General features: G+C 69.7%; 11 protein-coding genes and 5 pseudogenes. 9 read left to right on the top strand and 7 right to left on the bottom strand.

The window, feature by feature from the left end:
- Positions 1 to 224 precede the first annotated feature (224 nt).
- The 3 genes from AB0C46_RS10025 to AB0C46_RS10015 all read left to right on the top strand — a co-directional run bounded on the left by AB0C46_RS10025 (position 225) and on the right by AB0C46_RS10015 (position 5,074).
- A complete protein-coding gene (locus AB0C46_RS10025) occupies positions 225 to 1,682 on the top strand; it encodes an NCS2 family permease (RefSeq protein WP_362827196.1) in 1,458 nt (485 codons plus the stop codon).
- 38 nt (positions 1,683 to 1,720) lie between these two features.
- Complete coding sequence (locus tag AB0C46_RS10020) at positions 1,721 to 2,962, top strand: XdhC/CoxI family protein (RefSeq protein ID WP_362827195.1); 1,242 nt, start codon at positions 1,721 to 1,723, stop codon at positions 2,960 to 2,962.
- 336 nt (positions 2,963 to 3,298) lie between these two features.
- Positions 3,299 to 5,074: a hypothetical protein gene (locus AB0C46_RS10015; protein WP_362827194.1), complete on the top strand. Its 1,776-nt coding sequence runs from the start codon at positions 3,299 to 3,301 to the stop codon at positions 5,072 to 5,074.
- 38 nt (positions 5,075 to 5,112) lie between these two features.
- Here the strand turns inward: AB0C46_RS10015 and AB0C46_RS10010 are convergent.
- Positions 5,113 to 5,394: pseudogene (locus tag AB0C46_RS10010) on the bottom strand (transposase); the annotation flags it as partial.
- A gap of 345 nt (positions 5,395 to 5,739) precedes the next feature.
- On the opposite strand from AB0C46_RS10010, the pseudogene AB0C46_RS10005 reads away from it, so the two are divergent.
- A pseudogene (locus AB0C46_RS10005) lies at positions 5,740 to 6,981 on the top strand (IS110 family transposase).
- A 21-nt stretch (positions 6,982 to 7,002) separates the two neighbouring features.
- Here AB0C46_RS10005 and AB0C46_RS10000 read toward each other — a convergent pair.
- Together AB0C46_RS10000 and AB0C46_RS09995 are read right to left on the bottom strand one after the other, a co-directional pair.
- Positions 7,003 to 7,599, bottom strand: a pseudogene (locus tag AB0C46_RS10000) (IS5 family transposase); the annotation flags it as partial.
- 149 nt (positions 7,600 to 7,748) lie between these two features.
- On the bottom strand, positions 7,749 to 9,227 hold the full coding sequence (locus AB0C46_RS09995; RefSeq protein WP_362827193.1) for an MFS transporter: 1,479 nt from the start codon (positions 9,225 to 9,227) through the stop codon (positions 7,749 to 7,751).
- A 94-nt stretch (positions 9,228 to 9,321) separates the two neighbouring features.
- Between AB0C46_RS09995 and AB0C46_RS09990 the strand changes: the two genes are divergently transcribed.
- Positions 9,322 to 9,774, top strand: a complete 453-nt coding sequence (locus tag AB0C46_RS09990) for a helix-turn-helix domain-containing protein (protein WP_362827192.1) — start codon at positions 9,322 to 9,324, stop codon at positions 9,772 to 9,774.
- Between the two features lie 89 nt (positions 9,775 to 9,863).
- Complete coding sequence (locus AB0C46_RS09985) at positions 9,864 to 11,123, top strand: GNAT family N-acetyltransferase (protein ID WP_362827191.1); 1,260 nt, start codon at positions 9,864 to 9,866, stop codon at positions 11,121 to 11,123.
- Between the two features lie 106 nt (positions 11,124 to 11,229).
- On the opposite strand, the gene AB0C46_RS09980 is transcribed toward AB0C46_RS09985, so the two are convergent.
- Positions 11,230 to 11,793: a GNAT family protein gene (locus AB0C46_RS09980; RefSeq protein WP_362827189.1), complete on the bottom strand. Its 564-nt coding sequence runs from the start codon at positions 11,791 to 11,793 to the stop codon at positions 11,230 to 11,232.
- A 370-nt stretch (positions 11,794 to 12,163) separates the two neighbouring features.
- On the opposite strand from AB0C46_RS09980, the gene AB0C46_RS09975 reads away from it, so the two are divergent.
- On the top strand, positions 12,164 to 12,394 hold the full coding sequence (locus tag AB0C46_RS09975; protein WP_362827187.1) for a hypothetical protein: 231 nt from the start codon (positions 12,164 to 12,166) through the stop codon (positions 12,392 to 12,394).
- A gap of 273 nt (positions 12,395 to 12,667) precedes the next feature.
- Here AB0C46_RS09975 and AB0C46_RS09970 read toward each other — a convergent pair.
- Positions 12,668 to 13,008, bottom strand: a pseudogene (locus AB0C46_RS09970) (helix-turn-helix transcriptional regulator); the annotation flags it as partial.
- A 93-nt stretch (positions 13,009 to 13,101) separates the two neighbouring features.
- On the opposite strand from AB0C46_RS09970, the pseudogene AB0C46_RS09965 reads away from it, so the two are divergent.
- A pseudogene (locus AB0C46_RS09965) lies at positions 13,102 to 14,475 on the top strand (AMP-binding protein); the annotation flags it as partial.
- Between the two features lie 152 nt (positions 14,476 to 14,627).
- The gene (locus AB0C46_RS09960; RefSeq protein ID WP_362827186.1) at positions 14,628 to 16,169 is read left to right on the top strand and encodes an AMP-binding protein; all 1,542 of its coding nucleotides are present in this window, start codon (positions 14,628 to 14,630) and stop codon (positions 16,167 to 16,169) included.
- 119 nt (positions 16,170 to 16,288) lie between these two features.
- Here the strand turns inward: AB0C46_RS09960 and AB0C46_RS09955 are convergent, their stop codons facing one another.
- Positions 16,289 to 16,651 carry a hypothetical protein gene (locus AB0C46_RS09955; protein WP_362827184.1) on the bottom strand — a complete coding sequence of 121 codons (363 nt, stop codon included), beginning with the start codon at positions 16,649 to 16,651 and terminating at the stop codon, positions 16,289 to 16,291.
- A 105-nt stretch (positions 16,652 to 16,756) separates the two neighbouring features.
- Positions 16,757 to 16,906 (bottom strand): hypothetical protein, encoded by a 150-nt coding sequence (locus AB0C46_RS09950; protein WP_362827182.1) that lies wholly within the window; start codon positions 16,904 to 16,906, stop codon positions 16,757 to 16,759.
- Positions 16,907 to 17,008 lie beyond the last annotated feature (102 nt).

Here is a 17,008-nt window from a genome sequence, read left to right as displayed (position 1 = left end):
CGGACACCGGCCTCCGGGCGGTGCGTGTCAGGGGTGTCCCTGTCCGTCCTCCTCCGCGTACCGCCCGGAGACCGAAAACCCGCCGTACGCAGTCGCTGCTCCGGTCCGCCGGAGCCAGTACCCCCAGTTCGTCTCGGGCCGTTCCCCGGGTCGTGCAGCCGGAGTTTCATCCCAAATCTCGCACCCGGTGCGAGTGCCCCTGTGAACCTTGGGAGTAAGGCACCATGACCCAGCAGTCCACCGAGCCGAGGACGACGGCGGAAGACGCGGGCGCCGGCTCGCGTCAGCCCGCCGGCCGCTCCTGGCTCGACCGGTACTTCCACATATCCGACAGAGGATCGACGGTCGCGCAAGAGGTGCGCGGCGGCATCACCACCTTCATGGCGATGTGCTACATCCTGCTGCTCAACCCGCTGATCCTCTCGACACCGGACGTGGAGAAGCACACTCTCGCGCGGGCGGGCGTGGTCACCGCGACGGCACTCGCCGCGGCGGTCTCGACGCTGCTGATGGGCTTCATCGGCAAGGTGCCGCTGGCGCTCGCGGCCGGCCTGAACGTCTCCGCCGCGCTGACCGCCCAGGTCGTCCCGAACATGACCTGGCCGCAGGCCATGGGGATGTGTGTGGTGTACGGCGTGGTCATCTGTCTGCTGGTGGTCACCGGCCTGCGCGAGATGATCATGAACGCCATCCCGCTCGCGCTCAAGCACGCGATCACCATGGGCATCGGGATGTTCGTCGCGCTGCTGGGGCTGGTGAAGGCCGGTTTCGTGGGCAAGGGTGAGGGCGGCCCGGTCACCCTCGGCCTCAACGGGCAGCTGTCCGGCTGGCCGGTCCTGTTCTTCTGTGTCACGCTGCTCTTGATCTTCATGCTGCAGGCCCGCAAGGTGCCCGGCGCCATCCTCATCGGCATCGTCGTCGGCAGCGTCGTGTCCATCGCCGCCACCAGGATCGGCGGGCTGACGGCCAAGGACTGGGGCGGCACGCCCCCGGAGCTGGACGGTGGCGCGGTCGCGATGCCCGACTTCGGCCTCTTCGGTCATGTCGAGTTCGGCGGCTGGGGCTCCATCGGCGCGCTCAGCGTCGGCATGATCGTCTTCACCCTGGTGCTGGCCGGTTTCTTCGACGCCATGGCCACCATCATCGGCGTCGGTACCGAGGCCAAGCTGGCCGACGACAAGGGCCGGATGCCGGGCCTGTCCAAGGCGCTGTTCGTGGACGGCGCGGGCGGTGCCATCGGCGGTATCACCGGCTCGTCCGGTCAGACCGTGTTCATCGAGTCGGCGAGCGGCGTCGGCGAGGGCGCGCGAACCGGCCTCTCGTCCGTCATCACCGGCCTGTTCTTCGCGGCCTGCCTGTTCTTCACCCCGCTCACCCAGCTCGTCCCGGCCCAGGTGGCCTCGGCCGCCCTTGTCGTCATCGGCTCGATGATGATGAGCGCCGCCGGCCATGTGGACTGGCGCGACCGCTCGGTGTCCATCCCGGTCTTCCTGACCGTGGCCCTGATGCCGTTCACCTACAGCATCACCGCGGGCGTCGGCGCCGGTGTCATCGCCTACGCCGCCATCAAGGCGGCGCAGGGCAAGTGGCGCGAGGTCGGCGGCTTCATGTGGGTGCTGACCGCCGTCTTCGCCGTCTACTTCTCGCTCCATCCGATCGAGCAGTGGCTGGGCGTCAAGTAACCGCCCGTCTGCTTCCCCCCGTCCGTGAGGAGACCGACATGCTGGACATCGCCGAAGAGCTGCACCGGTGGGTCGAGCAGGGCCGCGAGTTCGCGGTGGCCACCGTGGTGGCCACCAACGGCAGCGCGCCCCGCCAGCCCGGGGCCGCGCTGGCCGTCGACAGTGACGGCACGGCGATCGGGTCGGTCTCCGGCGGATGTGTGGAGGGAGCGGTGTACGAACTGTGCCAACAGGCGCTGCAGACCGGTGAACCGGTCCTGGAGCGCTTCGGCTACAGCGACGAGGACGCCTTCGCCGTGGGCCTGACCTGCGGCGGCATCATCGACATCCTCGTCCAGCCGATCCGGACGAGCGCCCCCGCGACCGCCGGCGACGGCGGCTTCGCGGGAGCGCGGGTGGACCGCACCGCCGCCACGCTCGCCGCCGGGCTGGCCGCCGCCGCGTCCGGAGAGGCGGCGGCGGTCGCCCGGGTCGTCCAGGGGCCCGCCGGACTCCTCGGCCGTGCCCTGCTGGTGCGCGCCGACGGCAGCCACACCGGCACCCTCGGCGGCCACCCGGCCCTCGACCGCACCGCGATCGAGGAGACCCGCGCCCTGCTGGACGCCGGGCGCACCACCAGCCTGGAGATCGGCACCGGCTTCGCACCCGGGGAGGGCGCGGAGAGCGACGACGAGGCACAGCGGAGCGGGTCGCGATGCGGCCAACCCGTGGTCCTCCTCGTCGAATCCGCCGTCCCCGCGCCCCGCATGATCGTCTTCGGTGCCATCGACTTCGCCGCCGCGCTGGTCAGGGTCGGCAAGTTCCTCAACTACCACGTCACGGTCTGCGACGCCCGCCCCGTCTTCGCCACCAGGACCCGCTTCCCGGACGCCGACGAGATCGTCGTCGACTGGCCGCACCGCTACCTGGACTCCCAGCAGCTCGACTCCCGCACGGTGCTGTGCGTCCTGACCCACGACGCCAAGTTCGATGTACCGCTGCTGGAGCGGGCGCTCAGGCTCCCGGTCGCCTACGTCGGCGCGATGGGCTCGCGCCGCACGCACCTGGACCGCCAGCAGCGGCTGCGGGACGTCGGACTGACCGAGCTCGAACTGAACCGGCTGCGCTCGCCCATCGGACTCGACCTGGGCGCGCGCACCCCCGAGGAGACCGCACTGTCCATCGCCGCCGAGATCGTCGCCAACCGCCGCGGCGGCACCGGCGTCCCGCTGACCGGTGCGCACACCCCTATCCACCACGACACGGGCCGGTCACTGGGGCGGATCGGGTCGGTGGCCTGAGGGGCTGGGGCGAGGCCGCCGAGGCCGTAGAGGTCACCGAGGCCACATAGGTCACCGAGGTCACTAGGGCGTGTCCGGCGGATCCACACGCCGTCACCGCCATCCGTCCGACGCTCCAAAATTGTTGCGGCTGCCCTGGGGTGAGCGAGCATCAAGCAGGGGCGCCACCTCGTTGAGATTCGTTTGAAGCGGTGACTTTCCGTAACCCTTTCACCAGTATGGGGTGATTTCAGCCTTTTATGAGCAAACGCATTACATGCGAACAATGCAGCCCTAGGCTCCTGCACGGTCGGACCGTATGCCTCGGCCGTACGGTCGGCCCGATAGGGGGCGGCAATGAGCGAAGCATCGAGCACAGAGCAGGCGCGGGCGCAGCGGTTGGAGCAGTGGCGGGCCTTGTTGTCCGGGGTGGGCGCCAAGGAAGCGGAAGGGGCGCGGCTGCGCAGGGGCGGGGCGGAGAGTGTGCTGTTCGGGGTGTGGCTGCACGCGGCGGCCCGGGCGGGGCAGGGGTTGGAGCTGACTGAGCTGGAGCGGTCCATCCTGGCGCCCTTGTGCGGGGTGCTGGGAGAGGAGGAAGTGCTCGCCATCGGGCAGCTCTACCTTGAACAGCGGGCCGAGGGCGGGTCCGTGGCCGCTCTGTCGCAGGCGGTCGTGTCCCGGAGCCTTCAGGAGGGGTTCGGCCCGGAGGAGTACAAGGCGGCGCTGGCTGAGCGGTTGCCGCAGATCGCCGAGTTGCCGAACGTAGCCGTCGTGGACCGCGCCAAGCTCGCCGCGGGGGAAGACGTCGACACCCCAGAATTCACTGCGGCGCTGGCCGAGTACGGCTACGGCGTCACCGCCTTCACCGGCAAGGATGACGAGGAAGCCGGGGCGCAGATGAATGGGCCGTTCAGGGCCCGTCTGGAGTGGCGCAGGTTTTTCTGCGACGAGGCGGTCGGCGACCAGGGGGGAGGGAGGGACGAGATTTACTGGACCGCGGCTTCCAACGCCACGGGCTACCAGCACACCACCCGTACCGGAGAGACCGGCGCGGTCACCGAGGGCAAGTCGTACCCCATCTCCGGCGACCACCGCACCGGCAGCCTGTCGTTCTTCGACACCCGCCTCGACGGATGCGGGTCGGTCCTCATCACGCTGTGGGAAGCCGACCAGTCCACCAGCGAGTGGTACGCCGCGCTGGGCAAGGCCCTGAACGATGCCGCCTCGTCACTGGCGTTGACCGGCGTCTACGCCGGGATGGTCCCCGGTTTGGACCTCTACGGCCACATGGTCGACGCCTTGGGCTTCATCTCCCAACTCTGGGAGGCGATGCGCAACAAGGACGACCTGGTGCTCTCGCGCGGCATCGCCTTCGGCCCCGAGGACCTGGCCGCCATGTACTACACGACCCGTGAATTCCGTTGGAAGTTCGACGCCAGCGACGACGGTATGGGGAACTTCACCCTCTACGTCGGTTACACGGGTGACGAACCCCCGGTCCCCTCCGGCATGCGCATCAACATCTCCTCGGGCTGGCATGGCCTGTCCGGCACCGACCTCCGATTCGGGATCGACGCCGCCTGCAACGACCCCGGCAGTCCCGAGCTGGTCTGGATGTTCAGGGGCAGCCAGTACGTCAAGTACGACGCCGCAAACCACCGCATCGTCTCCGGGCCCACGAGTATCGGCGCCGGCTGGCCTGGCCTGGCCGGCACCAACTTCGCCTCCAAGGTCGACGCTGCCTGTTCCGTGCCGGGCAGCATCAGCGACATCTTCCTGTTCAGCAAGGCCGACTACATGCGCTACAACACCGTCAGCAAACAGGTCGTCAAGTCCGGCCTGGTGGTCAGGGGCTGGCCGGCGCTGGTCCTGACCGTCTTCGCCCTTGGGATCGAAGCCGCCTGCCCGGTTCCCGGGAGCGCTACGGACGTCCTGCTGTTCAGGTACGACCGGTATGTGCGCTACAACATGCGCGACAACAAGCTCGTCGAAGGACCCGCGATGACCTCGGACGGCTGGCCGGCGCTGGCCAACACGCCCTTCATTGTCCCCCAAGCCGCCTGCTCCATCCCTGGAAGCAGCACCGCCATCTACATTTTCCGCGACAGCGACTACACACGGAACACCGTGTAGCGAAACCGCTGCCCTCGCCCTAGGGACTGCCCGGCGGGTCATGAGCGGAGCCAGAGCCGGACCGCGGCCACAGTTACGGTGCCGTGAAAAACATAGGCCCGCTTATCGAAACGGGTCGCAGCGGCGCGGAATCCCTTCAGTTGATTGATCGTTCGTTCGACCTCATTTCTGCGCGTATACCGCACCCGGTCGAAACCGGTGGGCCGACCGCCATGGCTGCCACGTCGTTGGCGGTTGGCCCGCTGGTCCCTGCGCTCGGGAATGGTGTGCCGGATCTGTCTCCGTCGCAGGTATCGGCGATTGCTACGGGAGCTGTACGCCTAATAGGCGCCGTGGGTTGGCCGTTAGGCCAGTCTTGGCAGGGGTCGGGTGAGACGTCTGGTCTGTACGCAGCGCCTGGGAGCGCTTCGACAAGAGGGACGCATACGCGGCCCCTGCCGTGTCGAATTCGGTCGGCATACCGTGCCGTAGTTCGAGCCGTCCCCAGGGCCACCTCCCGAACAGCCGGAGCCGTGGAGCTCTTCACGAGAGCGAGGACCCTGGGCTCAGCTGGGGCCACGGACGGCTGATGGGGTGGTGCGCCAGCGAGCGCTTCTATTAGGTCGCCGGGTGGTCCCGCCTCGGCTCGATGCCGAGGGACAGCGAAGGCTCGAAGGGCGCACGTGATGCACGTGACCTGCGGAATCGACTGGGCGGAGGACCACCACGACGTGGCAGTGGTCGACTCCGATGCCCGAATGCTCGGAAAGCTCAGGATCAGCGACGACGCGGCGGGCTTCCAGGACCTGCTGCGACTGCTCGCCGAGAACGGCGACAGCCCGGACGATCCGATCCCGATCGCGATCGAGACCTCCCGCGGACTCCTCGTGGCCTGCCTGCGGGCCTCCGGCCGCCGGATCTACGCCATCAATCCGATGGCTGTCGCCCGCTACCGCGACCGTCATGTCGTCTCCCGCAAGAAGTCCGACCACCAGGACGCACTTGTCCTGGCGAACATCCTGCGGACCGACGCCCAGCAGCACTGACCGCTGCCGGATGACTCCGACCTGGCCAGGGCGATCGCCGTCCTGGCCAGAGCCCAGCAGGATGCGGTCTGGGACCGCACCCGAGCCCACAACCGGCTCCGGTCGCACCTGCGCGAGTACTACCTCGCGATCCTCGAGGCGTTCGCAGACAAGCGGGAGCGGCTGCTGGCGCGTGAGGCCCGCGCGATCCTGGCAATCGCTCCCACCCCGGCCGAGGCCGTCCGCCTCACCCGCAGCCGGCTGAGGGCCGCTGTCACGCGCGTCGGCCGCCAACGCCGGATCGAGGCCGAGACCGATCGGCTCCTTGAGGTGTTCCGCCGGCCCTCGCTGCGCCAACCGGCCTTGGTGGAGACGGCGATGGGGCGTCAGACACTCGCACTGCTCGCCCAGCTCGACGCGGCCTGCCGGGCCTGTGAGGACCTGGCGCGTGACACCGAGGAGCTCTTTCTTCAGCATCCCGACGCGGAGATCATTACGAGCTTTCCCGGTCTTGCCGTGCTCGCCGGCGCTCGGATACTCGCCGAGATCGGTGACGACCGCACCAGGTTCGACACGGCCCGGGACCTGAAGGCCTATGCCGGAAGCGCCCCGGTGACCCGTGAATCCGGCAAGAGCCGCCGTGTCAGCCATCGCCGGATCAAGAACAGCCGCCTGGCCGACACCGGCCGGCACTGGGCGTTCGCCGCGCTCACCGCCTCACCCGGAGCCCATGCTCACTACAACCGCCGACGAGACACCGGCTATCGCTACCACACTGCCCTCCGCCGCCTCTTCAACCGCATGCTCGGCCAGCTCCACCACTGCTTGACGACCCGCCAGAAGTTCGACGAAGCGATCGCCTTCGCCCCGCCGGCACTGCCCCCGCTCGCAGCAGCTGCTTGACCCGATAGCTGCATGGGGTGTCTTGTCGCCACACAGGTGGTCGGGGCGGGTCCGCGGGCGCCCACCGACCGGGCGTGGGACACGGATACGGTCCAGGACCGGGATCAACTGCGGCGCGTCACCTCATTGCCCAGGCGTTATCAGGATGGCCAGCGGGCGACTGCCACCTTCACTCACCAGGTGAATCTTGGTGGTGAACCCGCCGCGTGAGCGGCCTACCGCCTCGTCGGGCCGATGCTGAACGGGCCGACTGCGTCGTCCCGGTATCCGTGCCGGCCGGTGACGGGCTCCGGCAGCATGCTGGTGGGCACGGCACACACTGGAGTCCACGCTCACCACACTCCAGTCGATGCGACCCTCAGCGTCGGCATCGGCCTGGACGCCCTGCAGGATCCTGTCCCATGTGCCGTCCGCCGGCCATCGCCGGTGACGGTCATGAACCGTCTTCCATTTCCCGAACCGCGTGGGCAGATCCCGCCAGGGAATGCCGGTCCGCTGGCGGCAGAGGATCCCGTTGATGACGGTGCGATGGTTCTTCCAACGCCCGCCTCGTCCCACATTCGGAAGGTGCGGCTCCAACCGAGCCCACTCCGTGTCACACAGATCGCCCCGCCCCACACCAGACAGAACGACCCGACGGTGAACCCGTCACCCGACCCCTCGGACAGGCCCTAGGACTGCCGGGGCATCGGGGAGCGTCGTCAAGCGGGCCCGGGGCCCGGCGCTGTCCGGTTTGCGACCCGGCCGGGGCCATCGCCTTTATTCGCCTACTCCGGCCGGGTGACGGAGCCGGTGCCGGTGCCGGAGCCGGCGCCGGCGCCGGTGCCCACGGGCTCGGTGGAACCGATCGCCCGCTGACCGCTCCGTACCGCACGCCCGGGCCGCCGCTCACGCATCCCCAGCACCCCGATGAGCAGGGCGATGACGACCGCCGCGGTGGGGACGATCAGGCCCGCACGATAGCTGCCGAGCGGCGTGGCGGGGGCGCCGCTGCCCGCGGCGGTGATCACGGCAGTGACCGCCGACAGCCCGAAGGCCGCGCCGAACTGGAACGAGGTGTACAACAGACCACCTGCCAGGCCCTGTTCACCGGCCGCGACCCGGTCCGTGGCGACGATCGCCAGCGGCCCGTAGACCAGCGCGAAGGCGATGCCGACCAGCAGCAGGCTCGGAAACATCGCGGCATAGGTCCAGTCCGCGCCGACCGGCAGGAACAACGCATAGCCGAGCGCGGCGAGCAGCAGACCGGCGACGATCACCCGGGCGTGCCCGAAGCGCCGTACGAGCCGTGGGGTGAGCGTCGGCGCCAGTACCGCATCGGCGCCCATCGCCAGCAGCGCGAAGCTGGTCTCTGCGGCCGACCAGCCGCGGAACTCCTGGAGGTAGAGCACCGCGAGGAACTGGAAGCCGAAGAAGGCGGCGGTGAACAGCAGCCCCATGGCGCCGGCGCGCACCAGCGGCCGGGAGCGGAGGATGCCCAGGCGGACGAGGGGCGTGGCAGTCCGCCGTTCGATCGTGACGAAGACGGCGAGCAGGGCGAGGGCGGTGACGAGGGTCCCCGTGGTCCGTAACGCCGTTGCGTGCGCGGCCCGTTCCACGGTCATGACCAGAAGCAGCACCGCCACGCTGACGGTGATCGCACCGGCCACATCCACCCTCGGACGGGGCTGCCGCGGTGCGGAGTCCTTCGGGACGAGCGGGAGCGCGGCGAGCAGCACCAGCAGGGCGGGCACGATCGGGGCGAAGAACACCCAGCGCCAGTCGGCGGCGGTCAGCAGTCCGCCGGCCACCAGCCCGATCGAGAAGCCACCGCCCGCGGTGCCCGAGTAGACCAGCAGGGCACGTTCGCGGCGCGGCCCGGCCGGGAAGGTCGTGGTGATGATCGACAGCCCGGCCGGCGCCATGAACGCGGCGCACACGCCGGTCACGCAGCGGGCGGCGATCAGCATCCAGCCCTCGGTCGCCAGCCCGCCCAACCCGGAGAAGACCAGGAAGACGGCCAGCGGCACCAGGAACATCCGACGCCGGCCGAACAGGTCGGCGGCCCTCCCGCCCAGCAGCATGAACCCGCCGTAGCCCAGTACGTATCCGCTCATCACCCACTGCAACTCGCCCGTGGTCAGGCCGAGTTCGGCGCGGATCGGCGGGAGGGCGACATTCAGCATGCCGATGTCGATCCCCTCCAGGAAGATCGCCCCGCACAGGACGAGAAGCAACGCCCAGGACGGTGCGGCGGATCGGGACATCACAGTGCTCCTTGCGTCAATGGCCGGCCCGGTGCTGAACACGCCGGCGGTTACCTCTTGTTACTGACCGCATCGTGCGGCACCGTGGAGAGCTATGGAAGAAGGCACTTCGAAGTCACCGACGCACCCCGGGGGAACCAAGGCGGCCGCCCCCGCCGACCACGACAACGACGCGCGCCAGTGGGACGTCCGCGAGGGCTGCGAGGTCCGCCAGATCCTCGACCGGGTCGCGGACAAGTGGTCGCTGCTCGCCATCGCCCTGCTCGACCGGCGGGTGCTGCGCTTCACCGAACTCCGTCGCGAGATCGACGGCATCAGCCAGCGCATGCTGACCGTCACCCTTCGCCAGCTGGAGCGTGACGGCCTCGTGCGCCGCACCGTCCACCCCGTCGTGCCGCCGCGGGTGGACTACGAGTTGACGCCGCTGGGCGTCACCTTGCACGACACCATTCAGGCCCTGGTGGCGTGGACCGAGGAACACCAGACGGAAATCGCGGCAGCCCGCGCCGCCTACGACGAGCGCGGCGCGGAGCCCGGCACACCCTGACGAGCCGTGGGTCGTGGGCGTCGACCCGGGTCGGCCGCGGTGGCAAAAATCCGGGTGAAGCTGACCCGGTGCCGGGTTAGCGTCCCCGGGTGACCACTGACGACGACGCACGCACGACCACGGATATCCGGGACATCCCCGAGTCGGAACTCGACCAGGCCATGGACCTGGTCTGTCTCGCCTTCCACCTCAAGCTCGCCGACAAGACCCGCACATACCACCGGGACCTGCTGCAGGACTGCGCCCGCATCGGCGCCTACGACGGCGGGCGGCTGGTCGGGGTGGCCGGTGCCCACCGCCTCGACTTCTCCGTTCCCGGTGGTCAACTTCCCTGCGCAGTGCTGGACTTCGTCTCCGTCGCCCCCACGCACCGGCGGCGCGGAGTCCTTGCCTCGATGATGGACGAGCTCTGGCGCCGCTGCGCCGACGAGGGGCGGCCGGTGTCCTGCCTCTGGGCGTCCGAGAGCGGCATCTACGGCCGCTTCGGCTACGGTGCCGCCACCGAGTCCCTCCGCATCGAGATCGACTCCTCGCGCCCGCTCGCGCTGCGCATCACCCCCGACAGCCGCCCGCTGCGGCTGATCGACCCGGCCGACGCGCCCGCCGTGCTCGCACCGCGCTACGACGCCACTCTGCCGCAGCGCGCCGGCCGGTTCGTCCGCGACGAGTTCTGGTGGCGCAACGGGGTGCTGGACCTCGACGGGGCGCGCGGCGGCGACGACCGGGACGGTTTCGGCGCGGTGCGGGTGGTGGTGCTGGGTGCGCCCGGCGAGGTGCCCGCGGGCTACGCGGTCTACCGCACCCGTGGATCGGGCGACGTCCGTGCCGGAACCGTCTCCGTCGAGGAGCTGGAGGCGGATTCCGCACCGGCCGCTGCCGCCCTGTGGTCCTACCTCGCCGCGATCGACCTCACCTCGACGGTACGGGTCCCGGCCCGCCCCGCCGACGACCCGCTCCTGTATCTCGTCGCCGACCGCGACCAGGTACGCGTCACCGCCCAGGAACCCTCCCTGTGGATCCGGCTCGTGGACGTCCACGCCGCGCTGACCGCCCGCTCCTGGGCGGCCCCCGTCGACCTCGTCGTCGATCTGCGCGATACCGCCCTGCCGGTCAACGCGGGCCGCTTCCGGCTGACCGCCGGCCCCGAGGGCGCCACCTGGCATCCCACCGACGAGGCACCCGATCTCTCCCTGGACGTACGGGAGTTGGCGTCCTGCTACCTCGGCGGCACCCCCCTGCGGCACTTCGTCCACGCCGGACTGGCGACCGAGCACACCCCGGGCGCGGTCCGCCGCCTGGACGCCGCGCTGGCGACCGAGTGGCTGCCTTTCATCGCGGAGAGCGACTGAGCGGGGCGGCGGCTGAGGGGGTGGGGGGCTGAGCGGGGGGAGCGGCTGAGGGGCGGCTGGCGGCTGAGCGGTGGGCGCGGGCCGGCCGAGGGGTCGGTCCCGGTCCTCAGCCCGCGCCCCCAGCCTGCCGCGACCGCAGTGCCGCCATCACCAGCACGTCATGCCACGCGCCGTCCCAGAAGAGGGCCTCGCGCATCCGGCCCTCCACCTCGAAGCCGCACTTCTCGTACGCCCGCCGGGCGCGCGGGTTGTAGTCGAAGACCTCCAACTGCACCCGGTGCAGGCCCACCCGGTCGAAGGCGTAGTCGAGGAGAAGGAGGATCGCCTCGCTGCCGATCCCGCGGCCGGTGGCGTCCGGGACGAGGGCGATCCGGAAGCTCCCGTGGGCGTTCGGCGGATCGATCTGGCTCAGGGCGAGTTCGCCCAGGAAGTCGCCGCTTTCCCGGTCCTCGACGGCGAGGTCCAGACGGTCCGCGCGGTCGGCGCTGCCGGCGCACCACGTCTGCAGCTCCTCCAGCGTGAAGTCATGGTGGGTACCGGTCAGCCGGCGCATCTCCGGGTCCTGACAGGCGGCGTGAAAGGCGGCCGCATGCCGTATGGACAGCGGGGCGAGACGGACCCGGGCGCCGGTGAGCACCGGCTTCTCGGAGAGTGCGGTGGCATCGATCATGGGGGGATGATGTCCGGGCGGCGGCACGGCGGCAAGGGAATTGCCCCGCCGGGGAGCGCCGCCGGGCTCAGGGGGAGCGGGCCTGACCCCACTGATGCGTTCGTGGACGCGTACCGGATCCCCGCCGAGAGAGTGACGGTAATGGTCCAGGAAGTAAGTACCCACCCACAGCTGGGCCTGTGAGTCACCCGGGGCAGTGCGCCACCGCAGGTGATGAGCGGCTGGCGGGATTCACTGTTCCACCGGCCGCGCTCCTGTATGAAACTGCTTCATAACATTGCACCTCCAAAACCCCAAGGAAGACATGAGCGACACTTCGCATCTCGCACGGTCTGAGACCAAAGCCTCCGTTCGAGGTGATGCCTGGCCAGTGGTCCCGCTCGCTGTCGCCCTGCTGCTGTTACACACCCTGGGCGACCAGACGTGGGCGTATGTGACCGCCGCGGTGGTCGGTGGTATCGGCCTGCTGGCCTCCGTGATCGCTCTGGCCGAGTGCGTAGGCGCCGTCAGAAAAGGTGTTGCGTGGACCAGCGCCGCCTGGGTCATTTTCGTTCTGCTGGTGGCCAGTTGTGCGGTCGTCTACCGACTGATGGTGGCGTGATGCCGCACAGCGCACGGGGGAAGTCGCCGGGCCGTCCAAGTCCTACGGCATGAAGCGCGTGGTCAATGAGCTGTCCTTCAGCGGCCGGCCGGGACCGTCACCGGTCTGGGAAGGGCCGGCGGCCGCCCGGCCCTCATGGCCCACCGCCGCACCCGGCGGCCTACGGCAGCGCCCCCGACCGGCGCGCCGCGGTGACGAGGCCGCCGCGAGTCGTCCACAGGCCGCCAGCAGCTGCTGCCGCAGCAGCGGATCACCGACCCGCTGCGCCAGCCTGCGCACCCGGCGCCGGACGATCACCGGCACCCCGAGCACCGATCGCAGCCCCTCCGCGGCCACCGCTGCGTCGTACTCATGGCTGATCACCGATGAGGCGCTGTAGTCGGTCACCGCGAGCGGCCGGGACAGTGCCACGGCCTTCCCGCCGAGCCCGTTGCCCTGCACGATGTCCAGGCCGCGCAGCACCGTGGTCTCCGTACCGGCGAGCTCATTGATGCGATAGAGCCCCGCACCGGCCAGCAGACCGCCGAACGCCACCGGCAGCCGCTGGCCCGCCGCAGCCGCGCCAGCGCCGCCCGTACGTCCACCGCCTCGTTCGCACCCGGCTCGTGCCGCACGCCGAAACCTCCGCTTCCCCCCGTTCGGGGGTAGTGAGACCTGCGCCACTGACTACACGATGGCAGGTAGCGGTGCGGCAATGAGGAGGACATATGACGGACACGGAATCCGGTGCGACGGGCCGCGCACCGGCCGCCACCGAGGCGTTCCGGGCGGTGCGGGATCTCCTGCTGCGGCACCGGGAGGACTATGACGCGGCCCGCGCGGCGTTCCGCTGGCCCCGCCCGGAGCACTTCAACTGGGCACTGGACTGGTTCGACACCCTCGCGCACGGCAACGACCGCACCGCGCTGCACCTCGTCGAGGAGGACGGCAGCGAGACCGAGCTGAGCTTCGACGCGATGCGCCGCCGCTCCGACCAGGCCGCCAACTGGCTGTCCGCCAACGGGGTACGGGCCGGTGACCGCATCGTCATGATGCTCGGCAGCCAGGCAGAGCTGTGGGAGTCGGCACTTGCCGCGATGAAGCTGCGGGCTGTCGTCATCCCGGCCACGCCGCTGCTCGGCGCCGCCGATCTCGCCGACCGGATCGACCGCGGCCGGGCCCGGCATGTCCTCGTGCGCGCCGCGGACACCGCCAAGTTCGCCGATGTGGCGGGCGACTACACCCGGATCGCGGTGGGCGGCGCGCCGGACGGCTGGCTGGCGTACGAGGACGCCTACGACAGCCCCGAGACCTTCGAGCCGGGCGGGCCCACCCGGGCCGACGACCCCCTGATGCTCTACTTCACCTCCGGCACCACCGCCCGCCCCATGCTCGTCGAGCACACCCACGCCTCGTACCCCATCGGCCATCTCGCGACGATGTACTGGATCGGTCTGCGGCCCGGCGATGTGCATCTGAACATCTCCTCGCCCGGATGGGCCAAGCACGCCTGGTCCAATCTCTTCGCGCCCTGGAACGCCGAGGCCACCGTCTTCATCCACAACTACACCCGCTTCGACGCGGCCCGGCTGATGGCGGAGATGGACCGGGCCCACGTCACCAGCTTCTGTGCCCCGCCGACCGTCTGGCGGATGCTCATCCAGGCCGATCTGTCCGCGCTCCGCCATCCGCCGCGGGAGATCGTCGCGGCCGGCGAACCGCTCAACCCGGAGATCATCGAGCAGGTGCGGCAGTCCTGGGGCGTCACCATCCGGGACGGCTTCGGACAGACCGAGACCGCCGTCCAGGTGGCCAACACCCCCGGCCTGACCGTCAAGCCGGGCTCCATGGGCCGTCCCACCCCCGGCTTCGACGTCGTCCTTCTCGACCCGGTCAGCGGCGCACCGGCCGACGAGGGGGAGATCGCCCTCGACCTCTCCGCCCGGCCGGTCGGCCTGATGACCGGCTACCACGGCGACCCGGTACGCACCGCGGAGGCGATGGCCGACGGCTACTACCGCACCGGCGACATCGGCATCCGTGACCGCGACGGCTGGATCACCTATGTCGGACGCGCTGACGATGTCTTCAAGGCGTCCGAGTCAGGGGGCATTCCCTTCCCAATGCGGCTGACTGCTTGACCGTTGGCGTCGCGGAATTTGTTGCTTCAACTGCTGTTGCCGCGGCAACTGCCGGACTCCCTTTCAGCTTGCAGACGTGTTTGTTCCGGGTCCATCCGAGCACAGGAGAGAGCATGCGGACACCGATGACGATCGCGGATTTCCTCGACCGGGCCGAGCTGGGTTTCCGCGACAGCCCGGGGGTGGTCGACGAGCCGCATCAGCCCGCCCCACCGGTGCCCGTGTCGACGTATGGGCGGTTCGGCGAACGAGTCCGTGCGTGGCAGGCGGGGCTGGACGCCCTCGGGGTCGGCGAGGGGGAGCGGGTGGCGGTGGTCAGCCACAACTCCGCGCGGATGCTGGAGTTGCTGTTCGCGGTGCCGATGAGCGGCCGCATCTGCGTCCCGGTGAACTTCCGCCTCAAGCCGGAAGAGGTCGCATACGTGGTCCAGCAGAGCGGATCCTCGGTCCTCCTCGTCGACCCGGAACTCGACGCCGCACTGTCCGGCGTCAAGACACGCCACCGCTTCGTGCTCGGCGAGCAGACCGAGACCGAGCTGATGCGGTTCGGGATCGAGCCGCGCCCGTGGCCGAACCCGGACGAGGACGCCTCCGCGACGATCAACTACACCTCGGGCACCACCGCCCGTCCCAAGGGCGTGCAGCTGACCCACCGCAACATCTGGGTCAACGGCCTGACCTTCGCCCTGCACACCCGGGTGTGGGAGCGCGATGTGTATATGCACACGTTGCCGATGTTCCACTGCAACGGCTGGGGAATGCCGTATGTGATGGCGGGCCTGGGCGTCAAGCAGGTGGTGTTGCGCAAGGTCGACGGCGCGGAGATCCTGCGGCGGGTGGATGAGCACGGCGTCACGCTCATGTGCGGTGCGCCGGCTGTGTGGAACATGGTGCTGGATGCCGCGGCGATGTGGGAGGGCGAGATCCCGGGCCGCGACCGCGTACGCATCATCTGCGCTGGGGCCCCGCCCCCAAGCAAGGTGATCCAGCGGATGGGGGAGGAGCTGGGCTGGGAGTTCATGCAGATCTACGGCCTCACCGAGACATCGCCGCTGCTCACCTTCAACCGGCCCCAGCCCGGCGACGCAGAGCTTTCCGCGGAGGAGCGGGCGCGCAAGCTGTCCCGGGCGGGGCTGCCCGCCCTCGGTGTCAAGCTGAAGATCTCCGACTCCGGCGAGGTCCTGGCCCGCTCGAATACGGTGCTCGACGGGTACTGGGACAAGCCGGAGGAGACGTCGGCTGCTCTTGAGGACGGCTGGTTCCGCACCGGCGACGGCGGCACGATCGACGCCGCCGACGGCTATCTGACGATCTCGGACCGGAAGAAGGACGTGATCATCACCGGCGGTGAGAATGTGTCGTCGATCGAGGTGGAGGACACGATCTTCAGTCACCCGGCGGTCGCCGAGGTCGCCGTCATCGGCGTGCCACACGAGAAGTGGGGCGAGACCATCAAGGCCCTCGTGGTCCTCGCCGAGGGCGCGACGGCTCAGGAGTCCGACATCATCGCCCACTGCAAGCAGCACATGGCCGGCTACAAGGCACCCACGTCGGTCGAGTTCCGCGACAGCATCCCCCGCACAGCCACTGGCAAGATCCAGAAGTTCAAGCTCCGCCAGCCGTACTGGTCCGGGCTCGACCGGGGAATCAACTGAAGGTCGGCCTCCTACGCGAGACCCAATGTCGCCACCCGCCGGGCGTATCCCCCGGGTAGGGCAGGGGAAGTCCCGCACGAGGCACTGGCTCTCCCTGTGCCCCTGCATCTGGCGGGGCCTCAGCCAGGAGTACATCCTGCCGACCCGCCCCGAAGCGGACGATTCACTGGGAGGTGCGCAGGCCGCGGATGCGGATTCGGCCCCGGCCTCCCGGGACGAGGGCGGCTGGCGTCACCGCCCCACCGCACGGTGCCCTCACAGCCGGCGAGGATGTCGCGGATGACGGCGATGTCCGGTGGGTAGAGGCAGCCGTCGGCCCCGAGGGGGTAGGCGTCGGGGCGGACGGCGATGGCGGTGCCGGAGAGGTAGTTGCTCTCGAACGCCGCGGCTACCGCGCGGTTGGTGGTGTGGCCGGTGATGTCCTCGGTCTTCAGCTCGGAGTCGACCTCGTAGAAGTAACCCTGCGGGCAATTGGAGGGCATGAGGAGATCCGCTGACGTCGGCCAGCTCTATGAAACCGTGCAGGATCTCTGCGCGACTTGGTGACAAAGCGTGGATCCTGGCAGGTGCTCTATCAAGCCGCCTCACTACAAGCGGTATAGAACGCCAGCCGATTGAAGCTGACGAATGTGCTCGACCGCTCGGGCGGAAGTGGTACCACCGCGGATGAGGACGCCGGTTTCGATGTTCTTGGTGGCTCCGGAGGCGGTCAGGTTCGCGCTGGTGATCAGCAGCATGCTGCCCCTCTCACGGCGGCCTTGGCTGGGTGCGGTGCCCTATGCGACTCATGGAGCACTTGAGGAACCGTTTGCCCGCCTGCAGGTATCTGATCATCTGAG

It is taken from the genome of Streptomyces sp. NPDC048637, from assembly GCF_040650675.1.
In the GTDB taxonomy this organism is placed as follows: Bacteria; Actinomycetota; Actinomycetes; order Streptomycetales; family Streptomycetaceae; genus Streptomyces.
This window is presented reverse-complemented; position numbering and strand designations above follow the sequence as displayed.

Excerpts from the sequence above, each read along its gene's own strand:
- AB0C46_RS10025 (WP_362827196.1), top strand. The coding sequence starts at position 225 with ATGACCCAGCAGTCCACCGAGCCGAGGACGACGGCGGAAGACGCGGGC.
- AB0C46_RS10020 (WP_362827195.1), top strand. The coding sequence starts at position 1,721 with ATGCTGGACATCGCCGAAGAGCTGCACCGGTGGGTCGAGCAGGGCCGC.
- AB0C46_RS10015 (WP_362827194.1), top strand. The coding sequence starts at position 3,299 with ATGAGCGAAGCATCGAGCACAGAGCAGGCGCGGGCGCAGCGGTTGGAG.
- AB0C46_RS09995 (WP_362827193.1), bottom strand. The coding sequence starts at position 9,227 with ATGTCCCGATCCGCCGCACCGTCCTGGGCGTTGCTTCTCGTCCTGTGC.
- AB0C46_RS09990 (WP_362827192.1), top strand. The coding sequence starts at position 9,322 with ATGGAAGAAGGCACTTCGAAGTCACCGACGCACCCCGGGGGAACCAAG.
- AB0C46_RS09980 (WP_362827189.1), bottom strand. The coding sequence starts at position 11,793 with ATGATCGATGCCACCGCACTCTCCGAGAAGCCGGTGCTCACCGGCGCC.
- AB0C46_RS09960 (WP_362827186.1), top strand. The coding sequence starts at position 14,628 with ATGCGGACACCGATGACGATCGCGGATTTCCTCGACCGGGCCGAGCTG.
- AB0C46_RS09955 (WP_362827184.1), bottom strand. The coding sequence starts at position 16,651 with ATGCCCTCCAATTGCCCGCAGGGTTACTTCTACGAGGTCGACTCCGAG.
- AB0C46_RS09950 (WP_362827182.1), bottom strand. The coding sequence starts at position 16,906 with ATGCTGCTGATCACCAGCGCGAACCTGACCGCCTCCGGAGCCACCAAG.